The organism is Streptomyces sp. ICC1 (assembly GCF_003287935.1).
GTDB classification, from domain to species: Bacteria; Actinomycetota; Actinomycetes; order Streptomycetales; family Streptomycetaceae; genus Streptomyces; species Streptomyces tritrimontium.
Genome location: NZ_CP030287.1, coordinates 2,123,116 through 2,147,757, shown reverse-complemented (window position 1 = coordinate 2,147,757; position 24,642 = coordinate 2,123,116). Strand labels below are relative to the sequence as shown.

Below are 24,642 nucleotides of genomic sequence, written 5' to 3'. Positions count from 1 at the left end.
AATTCGTGACCTCCCGGGGCCCTCGGACCCCGGCGCCGCCGACCGCCGGCGCGGGGTCCCGTACCGCGTGAATCCACCGCGAAACGGGGCCCGTACGAAAGTCCACAAAGACCCCGTTTCGATTCCTGGAGAAAGACCCACAGGAGACCCGCGGAAGACTCGCAGAAAACCCGCGGAAGGCTTTACGGAAAGCCTGTGGAAGACCCGCGGAAGGCTCCTGAAAAGCTCCCGAAAAGCTCGCGGAAAGCTTGCGGAACCCCCTGCGGGAAAATGCCTCAGCGCATCCGAGTGGCCCATTCCTGGACCTTTTTGATCCGCTCCCGCAGCTGCCCGGCCGTCGCCTCCGCGCTCGGCGGTCCGCCGCAGACCCGGCGCAGCTCGGTGTGGAGCACCCCGTGCGGTTTGCCGCTCTGGTGGACGTACGCGCCGACCATGGTGTTCAGCGACTTGCGCAGCTCCAGCAGCTCCTTGTGCGAGACCACCGGGCGCCGGTCGGCCGGCAGCTCCAGCAGGTCCGCCTCCGTGTCCGGCTTGCGCCGGCTGTGCGCGATCTGCCGCGACTGCCGCTTCTGGAGCAGCATCTGCACCTGGTCCGGCTCCAGCAGTCCCGGGATGCCGAGGTAGTCCTGCTCCTCCTCGCTGCCCGGGTGCGCCTGCATGCCGAACTCGGCGCCGTCGTAGAGCACCCGGTCGAAGACGGCGTCGGACTCCAGCGCCTCGAAGGACATCTGCTCCTCGTCGCCGGTGTCCTCGTCCTCCTGCTTGTTCGCCTCCTCCATCTCCTTCTCGGAGTCGGCGTACGGGTCCTCCTCGCCCTGCTTCTTCGGCTTGTCGAGCACGTGGTCGCGCTCGACCTCCATCTCGTTCGCGAAGCCCAGCAGGTAGGGGATGGTCGGCAGGAACACCGAGGCCGTCTCGCCGCGCCTGCGCGAGCGCACGAAGCGTCCGACGGCCTGCGCGAAGAACAGCGGGGTGGAGATGGTGGTGGCGTACACGCCGACCGCGAGCCGGGGCACGTCGACGCCCTCGGACACCATGCGGACCGCGACCATCCAGCGGTCGTTGCTCGCGGCGAACTCGTCGATCCGCTTCGAGGCGCCCGTGTCGTCGGACAGCACGACGGTGGCCTTCGTCCCCGTGATCTCGCGGATCAGCTTGGCGTAGGCGCGCGCCGAGTCCTGGTCGGCGGCGATGACGAGCCCGCCGGCGTCCGGGATGCCCTTGCGGACCTCGGTGAGCCGCCGGTCGGCGGCGCGCAGCACGTTCGGCATCCAGTCGCCGCGCGCGTCCAGCGCGGTGCGCCAGGCCTGGGAGATGGCGTCCTTGGTCATCGGCTCGCCGAGGCGTGCGGCGATCTCGTCGCCCGCCTTGGTGCGCCAGCGCATGTTGCCGCTGTAGGAGAGGAAGATGACCGGCCGGACGACGCCGTCACCGAGCGCGTTCCCGTAGCCGTAGGTGTAGTCGGCGGAGGAGCGCCGGATCCCGTCGTTGCCCTCCTCGTAGGCCACGAAGGGGATCGGGTTCGTGTCGGACCGGAAGGGCGTGCCGGTCAGCGCGAGGCGCCGGGTCGCCGGGTCGAAGGCTTCGAGGCAGGCCTCGCCCCAGGACTTCGAGTCACCGGCGTGGTGGATCTCGTCGAGGATGACCAGGGTCTTGCGCTGCTCGCACCGGTTGCGGTGCAGCATCGGCCGCACGCCGACACCCGCGTACGTGACCGCGACCCCGTGGTAGTCCTTGCTCAGCGGGCCCGCGGAGTAGTCCGGGTCCAGCCGGATCCCTATCCGGGCGGCGGCTTCCGCCCACTGCTTCTTCAGGTGCTCGGTGGGCGCGACGACGGTCACCTGCTGCACCACGTGGTGGTGCAGCAGCCATGACGCGAGCGTCAGCGCGAAGGTGGTCTTCCCGGCGCCGGGGGTGGCGACGGCGAGGAAGTCGCGCGGCTGGGTCTCCAGGTACCGGTCCAGTGCACCCTGCTGCCAAGCTCGCAGGGCGCTGGCGGTACCCCAGGGCGCACGGCCGGGGAAGGCGGGTGAGAGGTGGTGGGAGGCGGTAGTAGTCACGGTCTCCGGTTCGGGCTCTCGGCGGCGTATCCACCCACGTGCAGCGGTACGGGCAGCGGTGCGGACACTGGTACGGGCAGTCGTACGTAGGACAACCGGGCCACCTTACCGGCCCGGGCCCGCCCCTCGCGGAGGGACAGGCCCGTGACCTCGGCCCGTGCGGCGAGCGTCACATTCCGCGGGACATTCCGCGGGTCAGCGAGCGAATCGCGGGAGCTGCGCGGCGATCTTGGGCACGTCCAGCGAGCCCTGGCACACGTCCAGCACGAAGCGTTCGGCCTCGTCCACGTCGAAGCCGGCGTCCAGGGGGTGGCCGTTCACGTGCAGGAAGACCCAGGTCGCGTACCAGGCGATGCGCTTGTTGCCGTCCACGAGGCTGTGGTTGCGCGCGAGCGACTCCATCAGGGCGGCGGCCTTCTCCCAGATGTCCGGGTAGGCGTCCTGACCGAACACGCTCGACCGCGGGCGCGCGAGCGCCGAGTCGAGCAGCCCGTAGTCACGTACCTCGCTGGTCCCGAGCCGCTCCGCGAGGTTCAGCACCTCGGGCAAGGTCAGGTAGCGGGTCACGCAAGCCTCCGGTTCAGCTCACCGCTGACCTTCAGGACGTGCTCGGCCGCTTCGTCGAACAGCCGGGAGTGCTCGTTTACGGCTCTCATCACCGCCTCGTGCGCGAACGACTGCATGCTGCGGCCTTCAGCCTCCGCGCGCTCGCGCAGGGCGTCCAGCTCTTCTTCGGTGAACCTGACGTTGAGACCGGCCATGCGCCGATGGTACCGCGCGGTACCGCGCGGTACCAGCCGGTGTCAGTCGACTTTCAGCACGGTCCGCCACCACGGGGGCCCCGTACCCTCGGCTCCATGTCACGCCGTCCGAGGAAACCCCGCCTGCTGGTCACCGAGGGGCGTTCCTACCTGTGGACGTTGCGCCACGGCCACCCCAAGGACGAGGCGGGCCGGCCCGCGGGCTGCCGCCAGACCCTCACGCTGTTCGCACTGCCCGCCGGCACCGGCGGCCCGCTGCGCATCGTCTTCGCCCCCGGGCCGGACCGGTACGTCCCGGGCGGTGCCCCCTTCGGCTCCGGAGACGTGGGCCTCGTCCGGGGCCCGGACCTGAACCTGCACGAACCGGGCGCCGTACGGGCCCTGCTCGACGCGGCGCTGGCCCGCGGCTGGCAGCCGGAGGCACGGCAGGGGGAGCAGGCGCGCCGGCCGGTCGAGATGGACGGCTGGACCCTGCTGGAGGCGGCGGCAGCCGCGAAGGCGGAGGCCGCCGATCCCGGGGGTCCGGTCAGGCCTTGACGGTGTCCTCGGCTCCGGCACCGGCACCGGCTCCCGCCTCCGCCGCGGCTGCTGCTGCGGCTGCGGGGCCGGCTCCCGGGGCGGGGTCCAGGCGGGTCGCCACCCAGGCCCCCACCAGCGCCACGCAGGCCATCGGCAGGAAGACCACCACGAACGCGGCCGGGTGCGAGGCCCCGCCCCCCTCCGCCACGGAGTGCGCCGCGCCCACCGCTCCACCGCCCAGCGCGGCGAACGCCGCGCCGCCGGCCGCCAGCAGCACGACGTTCGCCAGCGCGTCCGAGATCTGCAGCGAGGCGGAGTTGGCCCCCGCCTCCGCCGGCGCCGACAGCTTCAGCAGCAGCACGCTCGTGGAGCCGATCACCAGGCCCATCCCCAGGCATCCCAGCGCCCACACCAGCGCCAGCGTCCACACCGGGACCCACGCGACGAGCACCGCCGGCGCCCCCGCGATCGCGGCCGCGACGAAGACCATGCCCAGCACCATCAGCCGGGTCCGGTACGGCGCCATCCGGCCCTTCGACTGCACCCACGAGCCCGCCGCCCACGTCACCCCGCCCAGCGCGAGCGAGAACCCGGCCAGGGTCGGGCTGAGCCCCCGCTGGGTGACCAGCATCAGCGGTACGAAGCTCTCCGCCGCGATGAACGACCCCGCGGCCACGCCCCGCAGCAGCACCACCGACGGCAGCCCGCGCCGCGCCAGGTAGGTCCCGCGGGGCAGCAGCCCGAGCACGGCGGGCACCAGCAGGGCCGCCCCCGCCAGCCCGGGCAGCAGCGACAGCCACTTCAGGTCCTGGGCGGCGTACTGGAGCAGCCCCGCACCGGCCGAGATCCCGAGCGCGAGCCGGATCCGGCGCCGGTCGAACGCGGCGGGCGGAGCCTCGGGGTCCACCGGCCCGGAGGCGGTCCGACGGATCGCCGGCAGGGCCACGGCCAGCGGTACGAAGACCAGCGCGGGTATCCCGAGGAAGACCCAGCGCCACCCGAGGTGCTCGGTCACCGTGCCCGAGGCCAGCGGTCCGACGATCGAGGGCACGACCCAGCTCGCGGCGAAGGCCGCCATGATCGCGGGCCGCAGCCGCTCCTCGTAGGCCCGGCTGACGACCACGTACAGGGCGACGATGACGAGCCCGCCGCCGAACCCCTGCACGGCCCGCCCGAGCACGAAGATCCACATCGCGCCGGCGGTCCCGGAGAACACCAGCCCGGCGGCGAAGCCCACGATCCCCACGGCCAGGGGCCGCAGCGGCCCCTGCCGGTCGGCCCACTGCCCCGAGAGGACCATGCCGAAGAGGCTGGTCGTGAAGTAGGCGGAGAAGGCGAAGGCGTAGAGCCCGATCCCCTCCAGCTCCCGGGCGGCCACGGGCATGGCGGTCCCGACGGCGGTGGCCTCGAAGGCGATCAGGAAGATCACGGAGATGATCCCGATGCTGAGCGTCCGGTAGGCGGGCCCCATGATCCCGCCCTCGCCCTGCGGGCGGGCGGGTATCGGGGCGGGGTCGGGGGCTCGCTGCGGGAGGACGCTCATCGCCCCAGCGTAAGGTGCGTGGCCCGGTATCGACCCTGTCAATAAGGTGGATCCCGCCTCGGTCCCCAGCCCTAGGTCATACGGCGGACTGTGAACGCGGCATGGCAGTCGCGTTGCACCCGCCGCGCATCCCTTCCCCACCCGCCGACGCCCTCGTACGGTCATGCACATCACCACCCAGCCGTGTGCCCGAGTGGTTGAGGGACTCGCCTGCAAAGCGAGTTACGCCGGTTCGATTCCGGTCACGGCTTCTGATGGCCCGACCAGCCAAAACGGATGGGCGGCACCCCACACGGGGTGCCGCCCATTTGGCCGTTCGTCTCAGTTTCCGTCTCAGTTGCGCCAAGAGCACGCCCCCACCGCCGGGTGGGGCAGGCCGGCCGAAGGCAAGCGGCGGCAGGAGCTACGACTGGATGGCTGGCAACTCACCCGGCACATTGATAGTGAAGGTCGGCTCCGGTAGCTGCTCCCCACGCTGCCTGGAGACCCAGTAGATACGCCTTCGGGGTGGCTGGACTTCGTACTCCAACAGGTCCGCCCCAGAGTCACCCGGAAGACTGCTGGCAGCCACGACCCACAGTCCTTGGCGTTCTTCCACTGGCCGGACGGGGCACCCGGTCAACTCAAGGTCCCACGCGTCAGTCACACCGTTGTCGCGGCCATCATGGACAGTGATGCTTCCCTCTACTCGGTGGGGTAGTGGGCGCCCCGCCTGTTGCGCTTCGTAGTTCTCCGAAAGCTCCTTGATGGTGAAGTCCTTCTGCAAGAAGAGACGACGAACCCGCTGCTCAGGGAACAACAGGCTGGAGCCCGCCGCGGTCGGCCTCTGCTCAACCGCGACGTACAAGTCACCCTGGCAGTCGAGAGTGACATGAGATTGAGCGTGGTTCTGCACCTCGATGCATGCCTGGAGGACGATTCGCTCTTCCTGCATGGCGGGGAAGTGCCACTCGTACCCGTTAGGCCACGGGTTCACCGGCATGCCGTGGGGCGTCCAGGCGAGCGGTGGCCACGGCACTTCGTGGATTCGGACACTGACAGTCGGCGCCTGCCCGTCCAGCCGCGTACGGGCCGCGTCCAGCGCTACAGCTTGAGAGGCAATGAGGGCCTGATCGGCAGTGGCAAGAGCCTGTTGTGCCGTCCCAAGAGCACGGCGAGTGAGAATCGACCGCCAGGTGACCGCGAAGAAGGCGGCCGCTGTGGCAGTCGCGGAGAGCGCGGTCCAGAAAGTGTCGGACATGGCTGGTGATTTTCGTACTCACCGGCCCGTGGCGCCAGTCCGCTGGTCCGGGCGATGCTCGAACGCCTCGGTGGTTAACTGGCCCGTGGGCAGCCGCAAAAGCGGCTGCCCTGGACGTAGTTCAGTTGTGCGGGCTCTCGTCACCAGATACGTGGGCCGAGCAACCGTGCCGTGAACGCGGTCCAGGCCCTGGGCGACAGGTACTGACCAGCGGCCGAGCACGCACACTAACGGTGGGTGCGGAAGACCCCATCTCTTCCACACCCGCCCGTCACGGAATCCATTTCTCCAGGTGACCACCCGAGCAGTCGGGACACGGGACCTTGAACGTGCGGCGGCAGGTCACGCAGCCAGTGAACCCCGCGCAGTCTGGGCACCAGACGGCACGCCACCCGGCGCAGTAACCGCAGCAGCTCGTGGGATGACCCACAGGCTTCGGCTTCGCTGCTGGGCGCTTCTGTCCCCGCTTGGGTTGCGCGGGGGTCGCCATCAGTGGCCGATCGGGTGACGGCGAATGAAGATGTTGCAGTCGGTCACGGTGGTCCAGTCGCCGCCCGTGTAGGCCCGGTCTCGCGCCGCCACCAGCTCGACGCAGCCAGCGCAACCCTCCACCGGATCGGGGTCCGGCTCCAGACGGAGCGGCAGCTCCTCCATCATCGCTTGGTAGGTCCTGGGTTCTTTCCTCGACTGGGTCATGTCCGACTCCTCGCGTCGTCTACTGACGACAACGCTAGGAATTGATCATGCCCAGGCCCAAGAGAGTTCTACGCAGTTGCACGCGACTTCTTAGCCCAGCGCCGCGAGGGCGGTAGCCACGCACGCACGAGCATCCGAGCCGTACACGGCCAGGTCTCGAAGATCCCCGAAGGCCCTCATGTACATGCCCACTTCGCTGGGCGCGGTGAGGGTCACCTGAGCGGTGAGAAGTTCCACATGCACCCGCTCGTCGTCGAAGATGTCGAAGGTCTCCAGGGTCCACATGCTTCGCTCACTGGCCGCGAAGGGGATCACGCCGACCGAGACAGCGGGCAGCGACATGACCGACAGCAGGTGTCCGAGCTGACCGGCCATGCACTCCGCGTCGCCGATCTGGTACCGCAGGACGGCTTCCTCGATCAAGAAGATGAAGCGGTGCCCAGCCCCCTGGAGGACGTGGGCTCGCGCCATCCGGGCAGCCACGGCTTCGGGGATGTCTCTCGGTGCTCGGTGGAACCTCCCGATCACGCCCAGCAGGGCAGATGCGTATGCCGGCGTCTGGAACAGGCCGGGCATGACGTGCGAGGCGTAGCCGCGATGAAGCTTGGTCCGCTCGTACAGCGGGACGCGGGACTCCTGGAGACGCCGCAGGCCTGTTCGCTGGAGACGCTTCCACTCCAGGTACATCGAGTCAGCCGTGCGCGAGGTGGCGATGATGTCCGGAGCCTGGTCGTCGGCACCACACCCAGCGCACCAGTCGCGGATGTCCGCGTCGGCCGGGGGCGTGATCGCGTTCTCGATCCGCGACACCTTGGACTTGTGCCAGCCGCAGCGTGCCGCCAGCTCATGCCCTTTCAGCCCAGCGTCGAGGCGGACCTCCCGCAGACGTGCCGCGACGGCCTTGCGTGCGTTCTCGACGCTGGATGACTGGTAGCTGGGCATGGGCTGGCGGAGGGCTGACGCGGGTCAGACCGTGAACTCCTCGTGGGGTGTGGAACGGTCCCAGACCGACTCGAACGCGTCGGCGCACATCTTGACGACCTCGGGGTCGTCGTTCAGCTCGTGGCCCACGAACGACCCGTCGCCGGAGAAGTGGCCGAAGCGGATGAGGCGGTCATCGAACAGCCAGAAGTCGGCACCCGGAAGAGCGAGCGTGGCGGCCTCGGGGCGAGGGAGCCAGCGGATCAACTCCCCGGCCCCGACGTTCAGGTACGTACCCGCGTGCTCGTACCGGATGTACGCGCTGACCGGCACGGAGACGATGCGGGCACGGCGCATGACGACGCCACGGCCGACGGCTTCCTTCACCAGGTCGAGCCACGGGCGGCGGCTCTCGACCGACTCGGGGCTGATCCCGCCAAGCTCCCGCCACATGGCGAAGTCCTCGTCCTCCGAGGCGATGCCGTACGAGTCGCGCAGCTCCAGGTGGACGGCCGACCTCTGGCACCCCGCAATCAGCTCACCGAACGGCGGCACGCTGCTCGGCTTCATCACACGCCTTCCTGATCTGGTCCACCATGCTTACCGGGATACGCACGACGCCCTCATGGTCCGGGATGCCGCCCACGGTGAGGCATTCCGTTTGCGTGGCCTCGTCAGCCTTCACACCCTGGATGACGAGATCGGCCGACGTGTCGTCCACCCACACGCTGGGGCAGTTGTCGCCGTTGCTGTTGGGGTCCTTGCCGAAGAACAGTAGAGCCATGGCCTTGCACTCCTGACGAGTCAGTTGCGTCTGGTTGCACGAGCGTCGCCCGCACGAATGAGCATCGTCAAGAGTGCGTCGCAGAGCACGAGAAAGCCCGGTCACTCACAAGGAGTGCCGGGCTCACGGTAATTCCTTTCGCAGGGCGCGCGCCCCAGAGGCGAGCAGCCGAGGCCTCATGGTGGTCAGATTCATTGATTGCGTCAATACAGTGGCTCTGAACTGCGGCTTTAGAACTAATGGTTGGGCGAGGCGAGAACCTCATCAGGTCTCTCAACACCACCGAGCGGGGCCCAGGCGACGCTTCTCACAGGCCCCGTTGCTCTGCTTCTTCATCGAGTGGGCTTCTGGCGTGCCAAGACAATCAGGCGAAGCGGGTGCCCGGACGCCAAGGCGCCCGGCCGCGGCCGGCGGGGCCGGCCGCGGGTCCGGGCCTTGGGTCAGGCGTTGGGCGATGCCACTGCCGCCGAGGGGCGGATCGGGAGCCGGTTGACCGGGCGGCCCGTGGCCGCGCGGACCGCCGAGGCCACCGCCGCCGGGGAGGTGACCACCGGGACGGCGCTCGCCGGCTTGGCCCCGAAGGGGGCCACCACGTCGCGCTCCTCGACCAGCTTGACGATGCGGACCGTCGGGGCGTCCAGCGACGTGGGCAGGGCGTAGCCCGTCAGGTCGGGGTGGCGGATCAGGCCGGAGGCCGTGCGCAGGTTCTCCGTCAGGGACGCCCCGACGCCCTGGATGACGCCCGCCTCGATGCGGGCCGCCAGCTGGCGGGGGTTGAGGACGCGGCCCACGTCCTGGGCGACCGCGAGTTCGACGACGCGGACCGAGCCCAGCTCGATGTCCACGTCCACCACCGCGCGGATCGCGCAGAAGGCGAGGCCGACGAAGGCGTCGCCCTGCCCGTCCGCGTCCAGCGGCTCGGTCGGGTGGGGGCGGCACTGGGCCGTCGCCCAGAGTTCCTTGCCCTCCATCGCCTCGGCGACCGTCGTGGAGAAGGCGCCGTCGTACGAGGTGATCCGGCCGTCCGCGATCTGCAGGAGCTCCGTGGACATGCCGAGCTTGTGGGCCATCGGCTGGAGGAGCTGGGTGCGGACCATCTTCGCCGCCCGCTCCACCGCGCCGCCCGAGACCCACGTGTGGCGGCCGTGCGCCGAGGGACCCGCCGGCGGCTGGTCGGTGTCGACCGGGGCCACGACGACCTCGTCCACGCCCAGGGTCTCCTGGACGATCTGGCGGGCGAGCGTGGAGAAGCCCTGGCCGGTGTCGACGGCCGCGCAGATGACCGTCGCGGTGCCGCCGACCACCTTGACCGTGGCCGTGGACACCTCGTCGGTGCCCTCCGCGCCGAGCATGTGGACCATGCCGACCCCGTACCCGACTCCGCGCCGCACCGCGCCCGGCTCGCCCGCGCCCTCCAGGCCGCCGGGGAGCAGCCAGTCCTCCTCCGGGGTGTCCTTCGGGAGCGGCGGGAGCTCGTAGTCGCGGACCGCGCGCAGCAGTTCGGCGACGGGGGCGGGGCAGGTGACCGTCTGCCCGGTGGGCAGCAGGTCGCCGGTGGCCAGGACGTTGCGCAGGCGCAGTTCCGCGCCGTCTATGCCGAGGGCGGCGGCGAGCTTGTCCATCTGGCCCTCGTACGCCGCGCAGACCTGCATGGCGCCTTCGCCGCGCACGTGGCCCGACGGCGGGTTGTTCGTACGGACCGCCCAGCCCTCGACGAAGGCGTGCGGGACGACGTACGGGCCGCACGCGAAGGCCACGGCCGCCGCGAGGGACTCCGAGGAGGCGTCGGCGTAGGCGCCGCCGTCCATCAGGATCTGGGCCTCGACCTTGACCAGGCGGCCGTCCGCGTCCGCGTGGTGGCGGTAGCGCAGCAGCGTCGGGTGGCGGTGGGGGTGGCCGAGGAAGGACTCCTCGCGGGTGGCGGCCAGCTTCACCGGGCAGCCGGTGCGCAGGGCGAGGAGGCCCAGCGGGAGCTGGAAGGCGGCGTCCTCGCGGTCGGCCGTCGCGCCCGGGACGCCGGTGACGACGACGCGCACGCGGTCCGGTTCGAGTCCGAAGCAGGCGGCGGCGAGGTCGCGGTCGGTGTGCGGGTCGGTGGAGGCGGTGTAGATCTCCACGCCGCCGTCGGGGCGCGGCACGGCCAGCCCGGCCTCGGCGCCGATGGGCGCGGGGTCCTGGCGGCCGATGCGGTAGAGGCCCTCGACGACGACTTCGCCGGTGGCCTCCGGGTCGCCGTAGCGCAGCGGGATGTGCCGGATCAGGTTGCCGTCGGGGTGCAGGGCGGGGGCGCCGAAGGCCTGTTCGGGGTCGGTGACCGGGTCGAGGAGCTCGTACTCGACGGCGATCGCGGCGGCCGCGAGGCGTGCGGTGTCCGGGTGGTCGGCGGCGACGGCGGCGATAGGCTCGCCGTGGTGGCGGACCACGTCGTGCGCGAAGACGGGCCGGTCGGCGATGCGGCGGCCGTGCGTGGTGGCGCCGGGGACGTCGGCGTGGGTGACGACGGCGCGCACGCCGGGCATCTCGGTGGCGGCCGTGGTGTCGATGGACAGGATGCGGGCGTGGGCGTGCGGGGAGCGCAGCACGGCTGCCCACAGGAGGCCCTCGGCCCACAGGTCGGCGGCGTAGGGGAAGGTGCCCTCGGTCTTGGCGCGGGTGTCGGTGGCCGGGACGGACGCGCCGATGCCGCGCGGGACTTCCCGCGCGGCGGGGTCCGTGCCCTCGGGGGGCGCCGCGGAGACCCCGGTGGACCCGGTGGACCCGGAGAGCGCCGATGCCGTGGCCGCGTCGTGGGCGCTCACGCCGTGCCTCCCTGCTGGTTGCCGTGCCCGTGCAGGCCTTGGTTGCCCTGGTTGCCCTGGTTGCCGTAGTGGCCCTGCGTGCCCTGGTTCCCGGGCATGCCCGGCATTCCGTGGACGCCGCCCTCGCCGGGCGGGGCCTGGTGCGGGATCCGCGCCTCGGCCGAGGCCGCCGCGGCCGCTTCCGACGCCGCCTCGCGCTCGGCAGCCACCTCGCGCACGGCGTCGATGACGCCCGAATAGCCCGAGCAGCGGCAGAGGTTGCCGCACAGGGCCTGGCGGGTCTCCAGCTCGCTCGGGGCGTGGTTGCCTTCGAGCAGGTCGTGGATGGTCATCGCCATGCCGGGCACGCAGAACCCGCACTGCACCGCACCCGACCTGCACAACGCCTGCTGCACGTCCGACAGTTCCCCGTCGGTCGCGAGACCTTCCACGGTGCGGACCTCGCTGCCCGCCGCCGTCGCCGCCGGGACGAGGCAGGAGGCGACGAGCCGGCCGTCGACCTGCACGGCGCACGCCCCGCACTCGCCCTGCGAGCAGCCGTCCTTGGCGCCGGCGAGGCCGAGGCGCTCGCGCAGCACGTAGAGGAGGGACTCGCCGATCCAGGCGCCGGTGACCGGGCGGTCGGCGCCGTTGACGCGCAGGACGTAGGAGGCCGGCGGGTGCTCGTGGTGGGCGTCGGCCGCGGCGTCCGCCGCATCCGTGTCCTCTTCGCCGTACGTCGCCCCCTCGGACCCCGCCCCTGCGGCCTGCTCCGCCGAGGCGGTCGCGACAGCGCTGTCGGCGGTGTCCGAACCCGGTGCGAGCGCGGCCCCGGCTCCGCCGTAGGTGTGCGCGTCCCCGGCCGCCTCCGCGTGCGCACCCTCGGGCACGGCTCCGGCGGCCCCGGCCTCCGGCGCCTCGGCGGCCTCCGCCTCGGTCCCCGGATGCGGCCGCTCCCCCGTCACCGGGATCCGCGCCGGGCCGTGGGCGGCTTCGATGTCGTGCGGGGCCGGGTAGGCCGGCTCCCCCTCGGGGCCCGCGGACTCCGCCGGGAGCGGCGTACCGACCCCCGGGCCGCCCAGCACGCGCGGTCCGCGTCCCGGGCCGCCCGCGAAGCCGCCGGCGCCGGATCCGGACGCCGCGGCGGGAGCACCCGGCAGCGCCCCCGAACTCAGGGCGTCCTGGCCCGGCTGCTGCGCCGCGTATCCGCGCGCGCCCTCGAAGTCGGGGTGGCTCGCCCACGGCGCCGCGGCCCCGCCCGGCAGGGTCGCGGGGGCCTGGCTCCAGTCGGCCGACGCCGCGAGCTGCCCGAAGCTGCCCGTGTCGCCCGTCCCGCCCGGTGTCCACACATCGCTCGCGGCGGCTTCGGGGAAGTGCCACTCGGCGGTCTCGCTCGATTCGTGCGCGCCGCCGGCGTTCGTCCGGGCGGCCTCCGCGGCCGGCTCCGGGGCGGGCTCGGCGAACGCCGCGGCCACCGAGGCCGGGAGCGGCACCGAGGCCGGGATCGGGGCCCGCGCGGCGACGGCCTGGGCGGCCGCGTGACCGGCGACGGCCGCGGCACCCGCGCCCGCGTCGGCCGGGGCCGGGGCGCCCGCCTCGGGCCACTGCACGGGCATCGTCCAGGTGCCGGTGGCCGACGGGTCGGTGCTCGCCGTGCCCAGCGGCACGATCATCGGCGGCGGCACGTAGCCGTGCCCGGGAGCGGCCAGCGGCTCCCCGGTGCCGAGCGCGTCGAGCATGTCCTGCGGCAGCTTCACGAAGGCCGTCGCGTCGGAGTCGTACTCGCCGCCGTGCGGCACCGGCTCCCAGCCCCACGCGGGGCCCGTGTTCTCGTTCTCACTCATGAGCTCAGCGCCCTCCCCAGGGCCCTCCGTGCCAACACGGCCACCGTCCGCCGCAAATGCAGTACTCCGGGAGCCACCGGCTCCCCCTGGTCGGGTACGCAGGCGGCCGCGACGTACTCGCCGAAGGCTTCCAGCGCCTCGGGGGCCAGGCTGCGGTCCCCGTCCCAGTCGATCAGCGAAGCCACCCACTGCTCGGCTTCGAGCGGGCGCAGCGGCATCGGGGCGACCGCGCCGATCGCGCAGCGCACTCCGCGACGCGCCGGGTCCAGTACGAGTCCCACGGACGCCACCGCACGACCCGGTCCGGTGCGGCCCGTCGCCTTCAGGAACACCTGCGGCGCGTGCAGCAGCGGCACCCGTACGAAGCCGATCAGCTCCCCGGGGCGCAGCATCTCCCGGCCGGCCAGCAGGTGCGAGACCGGGATCTCGCGGCGCGATCCGCCCGGCCCGACGATGATGAGCACGGCCTCCAGCGCGGCCAGCACGGGCAGCGCGTCACCGGTCGGGGCGGCGGTGGCGATGTTGCCGCCCAGCGTCCCGGCGTTGCGGATCTGCGGGGGCCCGGCGGCGCGCGCGGCGGCCGCCAGGGCCGGGATCAGGGCGGCGAAGTCCGGCCGGCCCATCCTGGCGTGCGTGAGGCCGGCGCCGAGGAGCGCGTGGCCGTCCTGGTACTGCCAGCCGCGGATCTCGTTGATCCGGCCGAGGCCCACCAGGGCGGCGGGGCGCAGCAGTCCGGCGTTGACGGCGGCCATGAGGTCGGTGCCGCCGGCCACGGGGACGGCGGCGGGCATGGCGGCGAGCGCCGCCACGGCCTCGTCGAGCGAGGTCGGCAGCGTCACGGACTGCGCCGCGTTCCCCGCCTGCGGGTCGTCCCGGGGCCCCTGGGACGTATCCCGTGCCTGCGGTGCGTGCGTGGTCAACCCAGCTGCCCCTTCCCGATGTCCCGGTCCTGGCGCTCACGCCTGTCCGCCGTACGGTACGTGCTCACCGCCGGGACGTGGCAACTCTGGCACATCTTCCGGAGCACCGGAGGCGAGGGTCTCACGCCGGGCCCGGAGGCTGACCGGGGGGTGTGCGCGGCACGCTCCGGACCTGCCGGGCACAGGCGCGGACGGCCGGAGTCCGGCGGCCCGCGCGTCATCCGCACGGGGGTCCGTCACACGTTCGGGGGTGCTCCCTCGATCGGGCGGCCGAGCACTCCGGGCCTGCGCTGCCACGGCAACGGCCCGCCGGGAGCGCGGTAGTCGACCCCGAGCGCGTCCAGGCGCGGGTAGTGCGCCGCCATCCGCGCCTCGAAGTCCGCGTAGTCCCGCCGCTCCGGTTCCGGCAGCCGCGACCACACCGCTTCGGCGAAGGCCGCGAGGCGCGGGAACACCTGGTAGTCGATCCGGCTCTGGTTCTCCATCACCTCGGTCCACACGTTGGCCTGGGCGCCCAGCACGCGGGAAGCGGCCTCTTCCGACAACTTCGGCGGAACCGGCTCGAACCGGTACACATCCTCCAGTGTGCGGACGAACCCGATGGGCATCGGCTCGTCCCCGCCGTCCGCCTGACGGTGGTCCAGGTACACCTGCTGCTCCGGGCACATGACCACGTCGTGGCCGGCCTCGGCGGCGGCGATCCCGCCCGCGTACCCGCGCCAGGAGGAGACGGCCGCGCCGGGGGCGAGTCCGCCCTCCAGGATCTCGTCCCAGCCGATCAGCCGGCGGCCGCGCGCCGCGAGCCAGCCGTCGAAGTGCCGGATGAACCAGGACTGCAGGCCGTCCTCGCCGTCGACCCCCAGTTCCGCGATCCGCCCCTGCGCGACGGCCGAGGCCTTCCACTGCGCCTTGGGGCACTCGTCCCCGCCCACGTGCACGAAGGGCGAGACCTCGGCCGGGAACAGCTCCAGCAGCTCCTCGAAGACCCCCTCGTAGAACCGCAGGACGGCCTCGGTGGGCGCGAGCACGTTCTCGTTGATCCCCCAGTCGTCCCACACCTCCAGCGCGGCGGTGTCCACCACGTCGGTGTTGCCCAGCTCCGGGTAGGCGGCGATCGCGGCCTGCGAGTGCCCCGGCACGTCGATCTCCGGCACCACCCGCACGTGCCGCTCGGCGGCGTACGCGACGATCTCGCGGATGTCGTCCTGCGTGTAGAAGCCGCCGTGCGGGGTCTCGTTCCACAGCGGCGAGGCCCGGTGGCCCCAGCGGCTGCGCGCCCGCCACGCGCCCACCTCGGTGAGGCGCGGGTGGCGCTTGATCTCGATCCGCCAGCCCTGGTCGTCCGTCAGGTGCAGGTGCAGGACGTTGAGCTTGTGGGCGGCGAGCAGGTCGATGTAGCGCAGCACCCCGTCCTTGGGCAGGAAGTGCCGGGCGACATCGAGCATCATGCCGCGCCAGCCGAAGCGGGGGCCGTCGGCGATGCCCCCGATGGGCAGCCGCCACACCGCCCCCGGCAGAGGCGCCCGTCGGTACGCGTCGGGCCCGAGCAGCTGACGCAGCGTCTGGGCTGCGTAGAAGAGGCCCGCCTCGTCGGTCCCTTCGAGGAGTACGAGGCCGGGCGCGACGTGGAGCTCGTACGACTCGGGGCCGGTGTGCCGCGCGATCTCCGGGCGCAGCGCGAGGCGGATCACCGGGCGTCCGCCGTACGCGTCCCCCTGGGCTGGGGCCGGGAGCGCCCAGCCGGTGGCCGCGCCGAGCTCGCGGCGCAGCCACCGGGCCGCGCCTCTGACACCGGGTCCGGCGTGGAGCAGCGGGTCCGTGAGCTCGTACGTGCCGGCGTCGGCCGGGAATCGCGCGTACCGCGGCTGCGGGATCAACTCGGGCATGGGATCGGCTCCTCCACCGTTGCAACATGTGCAACGCACGTTTCACATGGCGCTTACGCGGCGACCCTAACCCGCCCCCGGGGCACGGAAAAGGCCCCCGGACGCAACCGTGCGCGCCGAGGGCCTTGGTCCCGCTCAGGGGGGCCGGACTACTTGTCCTTGCCGCCCTTGTCCTTGTCCCCGCCGGGGCCCATGGACTCGTAGATCTCCTTGCACATGGGGCAGACCGGGTACTTCTTCGGGTCCCGCCCCGGAACCCAGACCTTGCCGCAGAGCGCGACGACGGGGGTGCCCCCGAGCGCGCTCTCCATGATCTTGTCCTTCTGGACGTAGTGGGCGAAGCGCTCGTGGTCGCCGTCACCGTGGGACACCTGCGGCGTCGGCTCTACGAGGGTCCCCGTACCAGTCCCGCGATCGGGCTCAAGAGTGCTCATGGAGCAAGCGTACTGAACCCCGCCGGGGTCAGTTCAGCGACGGGTCGTCCGGATAGGTGGCCACCATCGCCAGCTCGCTGCGCTGGCGCCGCAGCACCGCGCGCCACAGCCGCTCCGGATCCGGGAAGGACACGTCACCGGGCTCGGAATCCACCACGTACCAGGCGCCGCCGCCCAGTTCCTCCTCCAGCTGGCCCGGGCCCCAGCCCGAGTAGCCGGCGAAGATGCGCAGGCCGCCGAGGGCCGCCGCGAGGAGCTCCGGCGGGGCCTCCAGGTCCACCAGGCCGATCGCCCCGTGCACCCGGCGCCACCCGAGCGGCCCCTCCTCCCCGGGGATGACGGCCAGCCCGAGCGCGGAGTCCAGCGCCACCGGGCCGCCCTGGAAGACCACCCCGGGGGCGCCGGCCAGCGGGGCCCAGGGCAGCAGGACGTCACCGACGCCCACCGGGGTGGGCCGGTTGAGGACGACGCCGAGCGAGCCCTGCTCGTCGTGGTCGAGCAGCAGCACGACCGCGCGGTCGAAATTCGGGTCCGCGAGGGCGGGGGTGGCCACGAGCAGCCGCCCTGTGAGGGAGGACACCTCGGTCATGCCGTCATGGTCTCGCACATTGGCCCGTGAGGGGGAGCGGACGCGGGGATCGGATCCCGCGCAGCTCAGGCGCGCGGCGGCAGCGCGGGGGGCGTTCGCCCGGCCGGCCGCGGACCCGGGCGGAAGGAGACGCTCCGCCACCTGGCGGGCACCCAGGGCGTTGTGGCGAATTCATGACAGTCCTACGGCCCCGTCAGCCATACAAACAAGGGGGTCGTGCCCCTTACCCTTTTGACTTGGCCCCCCGCCCACCCCTCTCCGGAACGCGAGATTCATGACCGGCATCAGTGACGATGTACTGCTTGTCCACGGCGGAACCCCGCTCGAGGGCGAGATCCGCGTCCGAGGCGCGAAGAACCTCGTACCGAAGGCCATGGTCGCGGCCCTGCTCGGCAGCGGGCCCAGCCGGCTGCGCAACGTTCCCGACATCCGTGACGTCCGGGTCGTGCGCGGGCTGCTGCAGCTGCACGGGGTGACCGTCCGCCCGGGCGACGAGCCGGGCGAGCTGGTCCTCGACCCCACCCACGTCGAGAGCGCCAACGTCGCCGACATCGACGCGCACGCGGGCTCCTCGCGCATCCCGATCCTGTTCTGCGGCCCCCTGCTGCACCGCCTCGGCCACGCCTTCATCCCGGGCCTGGGCGGCTGCGACATCGGCGGCCGGCCGATCGACTTCCACTTCGACGTGCTGCGCCAGTTCGGCGCGACCATCGAGAAGCGCGAAGGCGGCCAGTACCTGGAGGCCCCGCAGCGGCTGCGCGGCTGCAAGATCCGCCTGCCCTACCCCTCGGTCGGCTCGACCGAGCAGGTGCTGCTGACGGCCGTCCTGGCCGAGGGCGTCACCGAGCTCAGCAACGCCGCCGTCGAACCGGAGATCGAAGACCTCATCTGCGTCCTGCAGAAGATGGGCGCCATCATCTCCGTCAACACCGACCGGACCATCCGGATCACCGGTGTGGACAGTCTGAGCGGCTACAACCACAAGGCGCTCCCGGACCGCCTGGAGGCCGCCTCCTGGGCGTCCGCCGCCCTGGCGACCGGCGGAAACATCTACGTGCGCGGCGCGCAGCAGCGTTCGATGATGACCTTCCTCAACACCTTCCGCCGGGTCGGCGGTGCCTTCGAGATCGACGACGACGGCATCCGCTTCTGGCACCCGGGCGGCCCGCTCAACGCCATCGCTCTGGAGACGGACGTCCACCCCGGCTTCCAGACCGACTGGCAGCAGCCGCTGGTCGTCGCGCTGACCCAGGCGACCGGCCTCTCGATCGTCCACGAGACGGTCTACGAGTCCCGCCTCGGCTTCACCTCGGCGCTCAACCAGATGGGCGCACACATCCAGCTCTACCGGGAGTGCCTGGGCGGCAGCGCGTGCCGCTTCGGCCAGCGCAACTTCCTGCACTCGGCGGTCGTCTCGGGGCCCACCAAGCTCCAGGGCGCCGACCTGGTCATCCCCGACCTGCGCGGCGGGTTCTCGTACCTGATCGCGGCGCTCGCCGCCGAGGGCACCTCGCGGGTCCACGGCATCGACCTGATCAACCGCGGCTACGAGAACTTCATGGAGAAGCTCGTCGAGCTCGGCGCCAAGGTCGAGCTCCCGGGCGGCGACCTCGTCTGACCCCCGCCGATCCGCCGTCGGCCCCGGGCCGACGGCGGATCGGCACAGACCGACCCAGAACGCCCCCAGGGCCCCGTACAGGGCCTCTGGGGGCGTTCTGGCTCCCGGGGGCCACCCGGGCCCCGCAAGCGCCGAGAGGCGGCCACCCGGTGCCGGGTGGCCGCCTCTCGCGTACTACGTACTACTACTGCCGTCCCAAGGGCCTGTGCGGCCCTCGGCACAAGGGCGGACTACTTGCCCTTGGCGGCTTCCTTGAGCTTGGAGCCCGCGGAGACCTTCACGCTGTAGCCGGCCGGGATCTGGATGGGGTCGCCGGTCTGCGGGTTGCGCGCGGTGCGAGCGGCACGGTGGGTGCGCTCGAAGGTCAGGAAGCCGGGGATGGTGACCTTCTCGTCGCCCTTGGCGACAATCTCGCCGACGGTCTCGGCGAGCGCGGCCAGAACGGCGTCGGCGTCCTTGCGGGTCACCTCGGCGCGCTCGGACAGAGCGGCCACCAGCTCACTGCGGTTCATGTTGTACTCCCGTGTTCAACGTGCCTTAGAGGCGTGAGATCGAAGCCGATGCTGCCAGGGCCCTAGGACAGTCCCCGGACCCGGGTCTGACGTCAGACCCTCTCGCCCGGTTACGCATCCTGCCCCCACCAGCGGCGGGAAAGCCAATCCGGCACCCGCCGGGGTCACACGAAAAGCGCCACAGTCACGCCGCGGTGACGCTCCGTCCGCACCAGAAGGCGTCCGGAGGGTGTCCGGAGACGCGGACCGCGGGCCACGCGGGCATCCCCGCAACCCTAGAGGCGCCCCGGGGGGCCCGCATCCCGCGACGCGCCGGGGGATCAGACGGAGGTGGGGCCCGCCACGGCCGGCGTGGCGGCCTTGCGGACGGCGCCCGCGACCGCGCCCGCGACCTTGTCGTTGAAGACCGACGGGATGATGTAGTTCGCGTTCAGCTCGTCCTCGCCGACCACGTCGGCCAGGGCGGCCGCCGCTGCCAGCATCATGCCGGTGTCCACCGTGCGCGACTGGGCGTCCAGCAGGCCGCGGAACACGCCCGGGAAGACCAGGACGTTGTTGATCTGGTTCGGGAAGTCGGAGCGGCCGGTGGCCACGACGGCGGCGGTCTGGCGGGCCACGGCCGGGTCCACCTCGGGGTCCGGGTTCGCGAGCGCGAACACGATCGCGCCTTCGGCCATGGCGGCCACGTCGTCGCCGCTGAGCACGTTCGGGGCCGAGACGCCGATGAACACGTCGGCGCCGACCACGGCCTCCTTCAGGGTGCCCGTGTAGCCCTCGGGGTTGGTGTTGTCGGCGATCCAGCGCAGCGGGGAGTCCGCCGCCGCGTCGACGAGGTCGGGGCGGTCCGCGTGCACGACGCCGTGGATGTCGGCACTGACCGCGTTCTTGACGCCCGCCGCGAGGAGCAGCTTGAGGATCGCCGTGCCGGCCGCGCCGGCGCCCGACATGACGACCTTGACGTCGCCAACTGCCTTGCCCACCACGCGCAGCGCGTTGGTGAGGGCGGCGAGGACCACGATGGCGGTGCCGTGCTGGTCGTCGTGGAAGACGGGGATGTCGAGGGCCTCGCGCAGCCGGGCCTCGATCTCGAAGCAGCGGGGCGCGGAGATGTCCTCGAGGTTGATGCCCGCGAAGCCCGGCGCGATCGCCTTGACGACGGCGACGATCTCGTCGGGATCCTGGGTGTCCAGGCAGATCGGCCATGCGTCGATGCCCGCGAAGCGCTTGAAGAGGGCCGCCTTGCCCTCCATGACGGGCAGCGCGGCCATCGGGCCGATGTTGCCGAGGCCCAGCACGGCGCTGCCGTCCGTCACGACTGCGACGGAGTTGCGCTTGATGGTCAGGCGGCGGGCGTCCTCGGGGTTCTCGGCGATCGCCATGCACACGCGGGCCACGCCCGGGGTGTAGATCATCGAGAGGTCGTCGCGGTTGCGGATGGGGTGCTTGGACGCCATCTCGATCTTGCCGCCGAGGTGCATCAGGAAGGTTCGGTCGGAGACCTTGCCGAGGCTGACGCCCTCGATCCCGCGGAGCTTCTCGACGATCTCGTCGGCGTGCGCCGTGGACGTCGCGGCGATGGTGACGTCGATACGGAGCTTCTCGTGGCCGGATGCGGTCACGTCGAGGCCGGTGACCGAGCCACCGGAGGACTCCACGGCGGTGGTGAGCTGGGAGACCGCGGTTCCGCTCGCGGGCACTTCCAGGCGGACCGTCATCGAGTACGAGACGCTGGGCGCCGTTGCCATGGCCGTGTTCCTCTTCTGTCCCTGGTTTTTCTGTACACACGCAGGGCCCCGCGCCTCTTGCCTAGAACACGGCAGGTGTGGCAGGACCTGTTGTCCGATCGTCCCACCTACCAGCCGGTACGAGGTAACCAGCTACAAATTTCGGAAGAACTCTTCCACCATACGAGATAAGTGGGGCCCGCGGAATGGGTGGTCCATACAAAAAGGTCCGCGCCCCCCACCGGAGTGGGGAGCGCGGACCTGATGATTCCTACGTCTATGACACCGACCCGCCATGCTCGCCTCGCGGCAAGTGGTCGCTCTAAGCGACGAAGGTTGGGCCCGGGGGCTTGGATCGAGTCGGTGCCGTAACCCAGGCTAACAAAGGTTCGCCCGAAGTGATCCCCCTACCGGCGGCCGGTTTCGGCCGACCACGCCCTTGGCCGCCGACCATCCGGCCGTACCCCGCCGCACCAAGCCGTACGAAGCCCTGGGCGGGCCGGGAGACGGTGGTGAACCGCCCCCCGGCCCAGGGCTCCGCCCCGGCCTCCGGCTACGGCTGCAGCAGGGCGGCGACGCCCGCCGCGTCCGGGGTGTCGCGCGCGGTGGAGATCACCGTCAGTTGCTGCGTCGCACGGGTCAGGGCCACGTACAGCACGCGCAGGCCCGCCGGGGACTCGTCCGCGATCTCCGCCGGGGAGACGACCACCGTGGCGTCGTACTCCAGCCCCTTCGCCTCCAGGCTGCCGAGCGCGACCGCACGCTCCCCCAGGTCCGCGAGCCAGCCCGCGGCCTCCACGCGCCGGTCCATGGCCACGACCACGCCCACCGTGCCGTCCACCTGCTCCAGCAGCCTGCGGGTCTCCTCGCGGACCGTGTCCGCGAGATCGTCCGCCACCGCCGTGAAGCGCGGCTCCAGGCCCGTCGAGCGCACCGCCGTCGGCGGCTCCGTGCCCGGGGCCGCCAGCTTCAGCACCCGGGAGGCGACCTCGGCGACCTCGGCCGGGTTGCGGTAGTTCACCGTCAGGGTGAACCGCCGGCGCGGCCGCGATCCCAGCGCCTCGTCCCGCGCGGCCGCCGCCTCCTGCGGATCGGTCCACGAGGACTGCGCCGGGTCGCCGACCACCGTCCAGGTGCCCATCCGGCCCCGGCGGCCGACCATCCGCCACTGCATCGGCGTCAGGTCCTGCGCCTCGTCGACGATGACGTGCGCGTACTCGGTGCGCTCCGCCGCGAGCCGCTCGGCCCGCTCCCACTGGGTCTCCTCGCGGGTCGGCATCAGCTCCTCCAGCCCGCTCAGCTGGTCGAGCGGGTCCATCTGCCGCTTGCGCTTGGGCCGCGCGGGCGCGCCGACCAGCTGGTGGAGCTCGTCCAGCAGCGCCACGTCGTGCACCGACAGCGGACCCTTGCCGTCCGGGCCCACCCGGCGCAGGGAGCGCGCCATCTGCCGGGTCTCGCGCGGGTTCAGGTCGCGGCGCGACCAGCGGCCGAGCTTGCGCTCGTCGGCCATCGCGGCGAGCACCGCGCGCGGGGTCAGCTCCGGCCACCAGGCGTTCAGGAACTCGATGAACGCGTCCTCCGTCGAGATGTCCTCGTCGAAGGCGGAGCGCAGCTCGGCGGCGAGCTCCGGGTCGCTGTGCCGGCCGGCCCCGCCGGACTTGGAGTACAGCGCGTCCAGCAGGAGCTTGCGGGCGCGCGGGCGCAGCAGGTTGACCGGGGCGGTGCCGGACAGGACGTTCTGCCGGATCCGGTCGAGGTCGCCGGCCTCCAGCTCCTGGCGGCGCCCGAAGGCCACCACGCGCAGCCGGTCGGGGGCCTGCGCCCCGCCGGGGCCGCCGAGTTCGAGGGCGCCCCGCACGGCCTTGCGCAGCACCTTCAGCATCCGGGACGAGCCCTTGATCCTGGCCGTGGACGGGTCGTCGTACGTGGTGGCCTCGGCCCCGTCGACGAGCGAGCCGAGCGCGCGGATGGCGACCTGGCCCTCCTCGCCGAGGGAGGGCAGGACGCCCTCGGTGTACGCGACGAGGAGCGGGGTCGGGGAGACGATGAGGATGCCGCCGGAGTAGCGGCGCCGGTCCTGGTAGAGCAGGTAGGCGGCGCGGTGCAGGGCGACGGCGGTCTTGCCGGTGCCCGGTCCGCCCGCGACCTCGGCGACCGAGGCCGCGGGGGCCCGGATGACGAGGTCCTGCTCGGCCTGGATGGAGGACACGATGTCGCGCATCGAGTGCGTGCGGGCCCGGCCGAGGGCGGCCATCAGTGCGCCGTCCCCGATGACGGGCAGCTCGCGCCCGTCGAGGAAGGCGGTCACCTCGGGGCGCATCAGGTCGTCCTCGACGCCGAGCACCTTGCGGCCCTTGGAGCGGATGACGCGCCGGCGTACGACGCGGCCCGGCTCCTTGGGCGTGGAGCGGTAGAACGGCGCGGCCGCGGGGGCGCGCCAGTCGATGACGAGCGGCGCGTAGTCGGAGTCGAGGACTCCGATGCGGCCGATGTGGAGCGTCTCGGCGATGTCGGCCGTGAGATCGGCGCGGATCGCGTCCTCGGCGGGGGCGACGGAGGTGAAGGCGCCGTCCGGACCGCGCTCCCCGTCCTTGCCTTGGACCAGGTCGACCCGGCCGAAGAGGAAGTCCTCGAATTCGTTGTTGAGACGGTTGAGGTGGATTCCGGCCCGGAAGACCTGTGCATCCCGTTCGGCGAGCGCGCCGGGCGTGCCGACCTGGCCACGCTTGGCGGCGTCGTTCATCAGGAACTCCGCCTCGTGGATCTTCTCCTCAAGGCGTCGGTACACGTGATCGAGATGCGTCTGCTCGACCGCGATCTCCCGATCGCGGACGGAATCCGCCGTGCTGTCGACAGCGGCATTCTGCGCGGCCACCAAGGCCCCTTTCTGACGTGCATGGGCGACCGTCAACCGTACGCGAACGCGCCCGCGCGCGCACGCCCGTTCCGGGACGGGTCGCCGATCAAGACGAACATCACGTCGGCCGGGTGCCCGGTCGCCGCGCTAGCCGGGGCGGGATTCCAGGACGCGGCGGCGGTGGCGGGCCACGCGCTCGCGGTTCCCGCACAGCTCACTGGAGCACCAGCGGCGCCGGTGGCCGCGCGAGGAATCGAGGTAGAGGCGGGCGCACCCGTCGCCCGCGCAGGCCCGCAGCAGGGCGCGCTCCGAGGGATCGGTGAGCAGTTCGACGGCGTCGCGGGCCACGGCGGCGAGCAGTCCGGCGCATTCGACTCCGCCGCACAACTCCCGGACGAGGTGCCCTTCTTGGTCCTGTACGGCACACAGGCCCGGGGGTGGACCGGCGGCCGCCGCGTTGACCCGGGCCAGCGCGGGCGCCGGCGGCGCGGACCCGCCGAGCTCGGCGCGTACGAGGCTCTCGACATCGGCGCGGAGCATGCGGAAGGCCTGCGCCCAGTCGGCTCCCACCGGGGGCAGCGGCGTCCGGCCGGGCACCAGTCCGGCCCCCTCCAGCCACTGCCGCAGCTCGTCGCCGTCCCGGATCCCCTCGCCCCCCTCGGCGTACCTGCGGGGATCGAAGGTGGCCACCAGGTCCAGGCAGACCCGCCCGGATTCGAACCACATGCCCGTCACCGCCTCCCGCTCGGGGCGTGCCCCCAGAGTGCCCGTCCCCCGGCCCGGCGGCTAGTGCTGTGACCGGGAAGGTCCACCGGGTCGCGGCGCCCGGCACGGCACCTCGCCGCGTTGTCGGACCACGGCGGTACGTCCAGTACGAGCCGCGGCCCTCCGCCTTGCGAGGCACCGCACCGAACACCGCGACCCGGCAAACCTTCCCAGCCACAGCACTAGAGGGCA

21 protein-coding genes and 1 tRNA gene are annotated in these 24,642 nt (G+C 72.3%); 3 read left to right on the top strand and 19 right to left on the bottom strand.

Annotated features, from left to right (window positions below):
• Window positions 1–275: 275 nt before the first annotated feature.
• The 3 genes from DRB96_RS10150 to DRB96_RS10140 all read right to left on the bottom strand — a co-directional run bounded on the left by DRB96_RS10150 (window position 276) and on the right by DRB96_RS10140 (window position 2,821).
• A complete protein-coding gene (locus DRB96_RS10150) occupies window positions 276–2,060 on the bottom strand; it encodes a DEAD/DEAH box helicase (protein WP_112448132.1) in 1,785 nt (594 codons plus the stop codon).
• Window positions 2,061–2,255: 195 nt separating this feature from the next.
• Window positions 2,256–2,627 (bottom strand): Fic family protein, encoded by a 372-nt coding sequence (locus tag DRB96_RS10145; RefSeq protein WP_112448131.1) that lies wholly within the window; start codon window positions 2,625–2,627, stop codon window positions 2,256–2,258.
• Window positions 2,624–2,821, bottom strand: a complete 198-nt coding sequence (locus DRB96_RS10140; RefSeq protein WP_112448130.1) for an Arc family DNA-binding protein — start codon at window positions 2,819–2,821, stop codon at window positions 2,624–2,626. The genes DRB96_RS10145 and DRB96_RS10140 overlap by 4 nt, the downstream gene beginning before the upstream one ends.
• Before the next feature lie 96 nt (window positions 2,822–2,917).
• Here DRB96_RS10140 and DRB96_RS10135 point away from each other — a divergent pair, with 96 nt between their 5' ends.
• Entirely contained in the window at window positions 2,918–3,358 is a 441-nt protein-coding gene (locus DRB96_RS10135) for a hypothetical protein (protein ID WP_112448129.1), read from the top strand.
• On the opposite strand, the gene DRB96_RS10130 is transcribed toward DRB96_RS10135, so the two are convergent.
• Window positions 3,348–4,883, bottom strand: a complete 1,536-nt coding sequence (locus tag DRB96_RS10130) for an MFS transporter (RefSeq protein ID WP_112448128.1) — start codon at window positions 4,881–4,883, stop codon at window positions 3,348–3,350. The two genes, DRB96_RS10135 and DRB96_RS10130, sit on opposite strands and share 11 nt — an antisense overlap.
• A 179-nt stretch (window positions 4,884–5,062) precedes the next feature.
• Between DRB96_RS10130 and DRB96_RS10125 the strand changes: the two genes are divergently transcribed.
• Window positions 5,063–5,134: transfer RNA gene (locus DRB96_RS10125), tRNA-Cys, on the top strand.
• Window positions 5,135–5,286: 152 nt separating this feature from the next.
• Here the strand turns inward: DRB96_RS10125 and DRB96_RS10120 are convergent.
• The 11 genes from DRB96_RS10120 to DRB96_RS10070 form a co-directional block, all read right to left on the bottom strand.
• A complete protein-coding gene (locus DRB96_RS10120) occupies window positions 5,287–6,123 on the bottom strand; it encodes a hypothetical protein (protein ID WP_112448127.1) in 837 nt (278 codons plus the stop codon).
• 489 nt (window positions 6,124–6,612) lie between these two features.
• Window positions 6,613–6,819: a hypothetical protein gene (locus tag DRB96_RS10115; RefSeq protein ID WP_112448126.1), complete on the bottom strand. Its 207-nt coding sequence runs from the start codon at window positions 6,817–6,819 to the stop codon at window positions 6,613–6,615.
• 90 nt (window positions 6,820–6,909) lie between these two features.
• Window positions 6,910–7,761, bottom strand: a complete 852-nt coding sequence (locus tag DRB96_RS10110) for a helix-turn-helix transcriptional regulator (RefSeq protein ID WP_112448125.1) — start codon at window positions 7,759–7,761, stop codon at window positions 6,910–6,912.
• A 24-nt stretch (window positions 7,762–7,785) separates the two neighbouring features.
• A complete protein-coding gene (locus tag DRB96_RS10105) occupies window positions 7,786–8,310 on the bottom strand; it encodes a DUF6879 family protein (protein WP_112448124.1) in 525 nt (174 codons plus the stop codon).
• Entirely contained in the window at window positions 8,279–8,524 is a 246-nt protein-coding gene (locus tag DRB96_RS10100; protein WP_112448123.1) for a hypothetical protein, read from the bottom strand. Before DRB96_RS10100 ends, DRB96_RS10105 begins: the two co-directional genes overlap by 32 nt.
• A gap of 440 nt (window positions 8,525–8,964) precedes the next feature.
• Window positions 8,965–11,322: a xanthine dehydrogenase family protein molybdopterin-binding subunit gene (locus DRB96_RS10095; protein WP_112448122.1), complete on the bottom strand. Its 2,358-nt coding sequence runs from the start codon at window positions 11,320–11,322 to the stop codon at window positions 8,965–8,967.
• Window positions 11,319–13,145, bottom strand: a complete 1,827-nt coding sequence (locus DRB96_RS10090) for a (2Fe-2S)-binding protein (RefSeq protein WP_112448121.1) — start codon at window positions 13,143–13,145, stop codon at window positions 11,319–11,321. The genes DRB96_RS10095 and DRB96_RS10090 overlap by 4 nt, the downstream gene beginning before the upstream one ends.
• Window positions 13,142–13,936 carry an FAD binding domain-containing protein gene (locus DRB96_RS10085; protein WP_239516767.1) on the bottom strand — a complete coding sequence of 265 codons (795 nt, stop codon included), beginning with the start codon at window positions 13,934–13,936 and terminating at the stop codon, window positions 13,142–13,144. Before DRB96_RS10085 ends, DRB96_RS10090 begins: the two co-directional genes overlap by 4 nt.
• Window positions 13,937–14,301: 365 nt before the next feature.
• The gene (locus DRB96_RS10080; protein WP_112448119.1) at window positions 14,302–15,951 is read right to left on the bottom strand and encodes a beta-N-acetylhexosaminidase; all 1,650 of its coding nucleotides are present in this window, start codon (window positions 15,949–15,951) and stop codon (window positions 14,302–14,304) included.
• 149 nt (window positions 15,952–16,100) lie between these two features.
• A complete protein-coding gene (locus DRB96_RS10075; protein ID WP_112448118.1) occupies window positions 16,101–16,385 on the bottom strand; it encodes a DUF3039 domain-containing protein in 285 nt (94 codons plus the stop codon).
• Window positions 16,386–16,413: 28 nt separating this feature from the next.
• The gene (locus DRB96_RS10070) at window positions 16,414–16,974 is read right to left on the bottom strand and encodes a YqgE/AlgH family protein (protein ID WP_112448117.1); all 561 of its coding nucleotides are present in this window, start codon (window positions 16,972–16,974) and stop codon (window positions 16,414–16,416) included.
• A 274-nt stretch (window positions 16,975–17,248) separates the two neighbouring features.
• On the opposite strand from DRB96_RS10070, the gene murA reads away from it, so the two are divergent.
• Window positions 17,249–18,592: a UDP-N-acetylglucosamine 1-carboxyvinyltransferase gene (gene murA, locus DRB96_RS10065; RefSeq protein ID WP_112448116.1), complete on the top strand. Its 1,344-nt coding sequence runs from the start codon at window positions 17,249–17,251 to the stop codon at window positions 18,590–18,592.
• A 230-nt stretch (window positions 18,593–18,822) separates the two neighbouring features.
• Here murA and DRB96_RS10060 read toward each other — a convergent pair whose 3' ends face one another.
• The 4 genes from DRB96_RS10060 to DRB96_RS10045 all read right to left on the bottom strand — a co-directional run bounded on the left by DRB96_RS10060 (window position 18,823) and on the right by DRB96_RS10045 (window position 24,411).
• Window positions 18,823–19,104: an HU family DNA-binding protein gene (locus tag DRB96_RS10060; protein ID WP_007264399.1), complete on the bottom strand. Its 282-nt coding sequence runs from the start codon at window positions 19,102–19,104 to the stop codon at window positions 18,823–18,825.
• Between the two features lie 320 nt (window positions 19,105–19,424).
• Entirely contained in the window at window positions 19,425–20,849 is a 1,425-nt protein-coding gene (locus DRB96_RS10055) for an NAD-dependent malic enzyme (RefSeq protein WP_112448115.1), read from the bottom strand.
• A gap of 532 nt (window positions 20,850–21,381) precedes the next feature.
• The gene (locus tag DRB96_RS10050; protein ID WP_112453318.1) at window positions 21,382–23,703 is read right to left on the bottom strand and encodes a UvrD-helicase domain-containing protein; all 2,322 of its coding nucleotides are present in this window, start codon (window positions 23,701–23,703) and stop codon (window positions 21,382–21,384) included.
• A gap of 129 nt (window positions 23,704–23,832) precedes the next feature.
• The gene (locus DRB96_RS10045; protein ID WP_112448114.1) at window positions 23,833–24,411 is read right to left on the bottom strand and encodes a CGNR zinc finger domain-containing protein; all 579 of its coding nucleotides are present in this window, start codon (window positions 24,409–24,411) and stop codon (window positions 23,833–23,835) included.
• Between the last annotated feature and the right edge of the window lie 231 nt (window positions 24,412–24,642).

What these genes read in the sequence shown, in the direction of transcription:
- murA (WP_112448116.1), top strand. Translation starts at nt 17,249, where the DNA reads ATGACCGGCATCAGTGACGATGTACTGCTTGTCCACGGCGGAACCCCG.
- DRB96_RS10060 (WP_007264399.1), bottom strand. Translation starts at nt 19,104, where the DNA reads ATGAACCGCAGTGAGCTGGTGGCCGCTCTGTCCGAGCGCGCCGAGGTG.
- DRB96_RS10055 (WP_112448115.1), bottom strand. Translation starts at nt 20,849, where the DNA reads ATGGCAACGGCGCCCAGCGTCTCGTACTCGATGACGGTCCGCCTGGAA.
- DRB96_RS10130 (WP_112448128.1), bottom strand. Translation starts at nt 4,883, where the DNA reads ATGAGCGTCCTCCCGCAGCGAGCCCCCGACCCCGCCCCGATACCCGCC.
- DRB96_RS10090 (WP_112448121.1), bottom strand. Translation starts at nt 13,145, where the DNA reads ATGAGTGAGAACGAGAACACGGGCCCCGCGTGGGGCTGGGAGCCGGTG.
- DRB96_RS10075 (WP_112448118.1), bottom strand. Translation starts at nt 16,385, where the DNA reads ATGAGCACTCTTGAGCCCGATCGCGGGACTGGTACGGGGACCCTCGTA.
- DRB96_RS10120 (WP_112448127.1), bottom strand. Translation starts at nt 6,123, where the DNA reads ATGTCCGACACTTTCTGGACCGCGCTCTCCGCGACTGCCACAGCGGCC.
- DRB96_RS10100 (WP_112448123.1), bottom strand. Translation starts at nt 8,524, where the DNA reads ATGGCTCTACTGTTCTTCGGCAAGGACCCCAACAGCAACGGCGACAAC.
- DRB96_RS10115 (WP_112448126.1), bottom strand. Translation starts at nt 6,819, where the DNA reads ATGACCCAGTCGAGGAAAGAACCCAGGACCTACCAAGCGATGATGGAG.
- DRB96_RS10140 (WP_112448130.1), bottom strand. Translation starts at nt 2,821, where the DNA reads ATGGCCGGTCTCAACGTCAGGTTCACCGAAGAAGAGCTGGACGCCCTG.
- DRB96_RS10110 (WP_112448125.1), bottom strand. Translation starts at nt 7,761, where the DNA reads ATGCCCAGCTACCAGTCATCCAGCGTCGAGAACGCACGCAAGGCCGTC.
- DRB96_RS10105 (WP_112448124.1), bottom strand. Translation starts at nt 8,310, where the DNA reads ATGAAGCCGAGCAGCGTGCCGCCGTTCGGTGAGCTGATTGCGGGGTGC.
- DRB96_RS10045 (WP_112448114.1), bottom strand. Translation starts at nt 24,411, where the DNA reads ATGTGGTTCGAATCCGGGCGGGTCTGCCTGGACCTGGTGGCCACCTTC.
- DRB96_RS10135 (WP_112448129.1), top strand. Translation starts at nt 2,918, where the DNA reads ATGTCACGCCGTCCGAGGAAACCCCGCCTGCTGGTCACCGAGGGGCGT.
- DRB96_RS10080 (WP_112448119.1), bottom strand. Translation starts at nt 15,951, where the DNA reads ATGCCCGAGTTGATCCCGCAGCCGCGGTACGCGCGATTCCCGGCCGAC.
- DRB96_RS10070 (WP_112448117.1), bottom strand. Translation starts at nt 16,974, where the DNA reads ATGACCGAGGTGTCCTCCCTCACAGGGCGGCTGCTCGTGGCCACCCCC.
- DRB96_RS10085 (WP_239516767.1), bottom strand. Translation starts at nt 13,936, where the DNA reads ATGCCCGCCGCCGTCCCCGTGGCCGGCGGCACCGACCTCATGGCCGCC.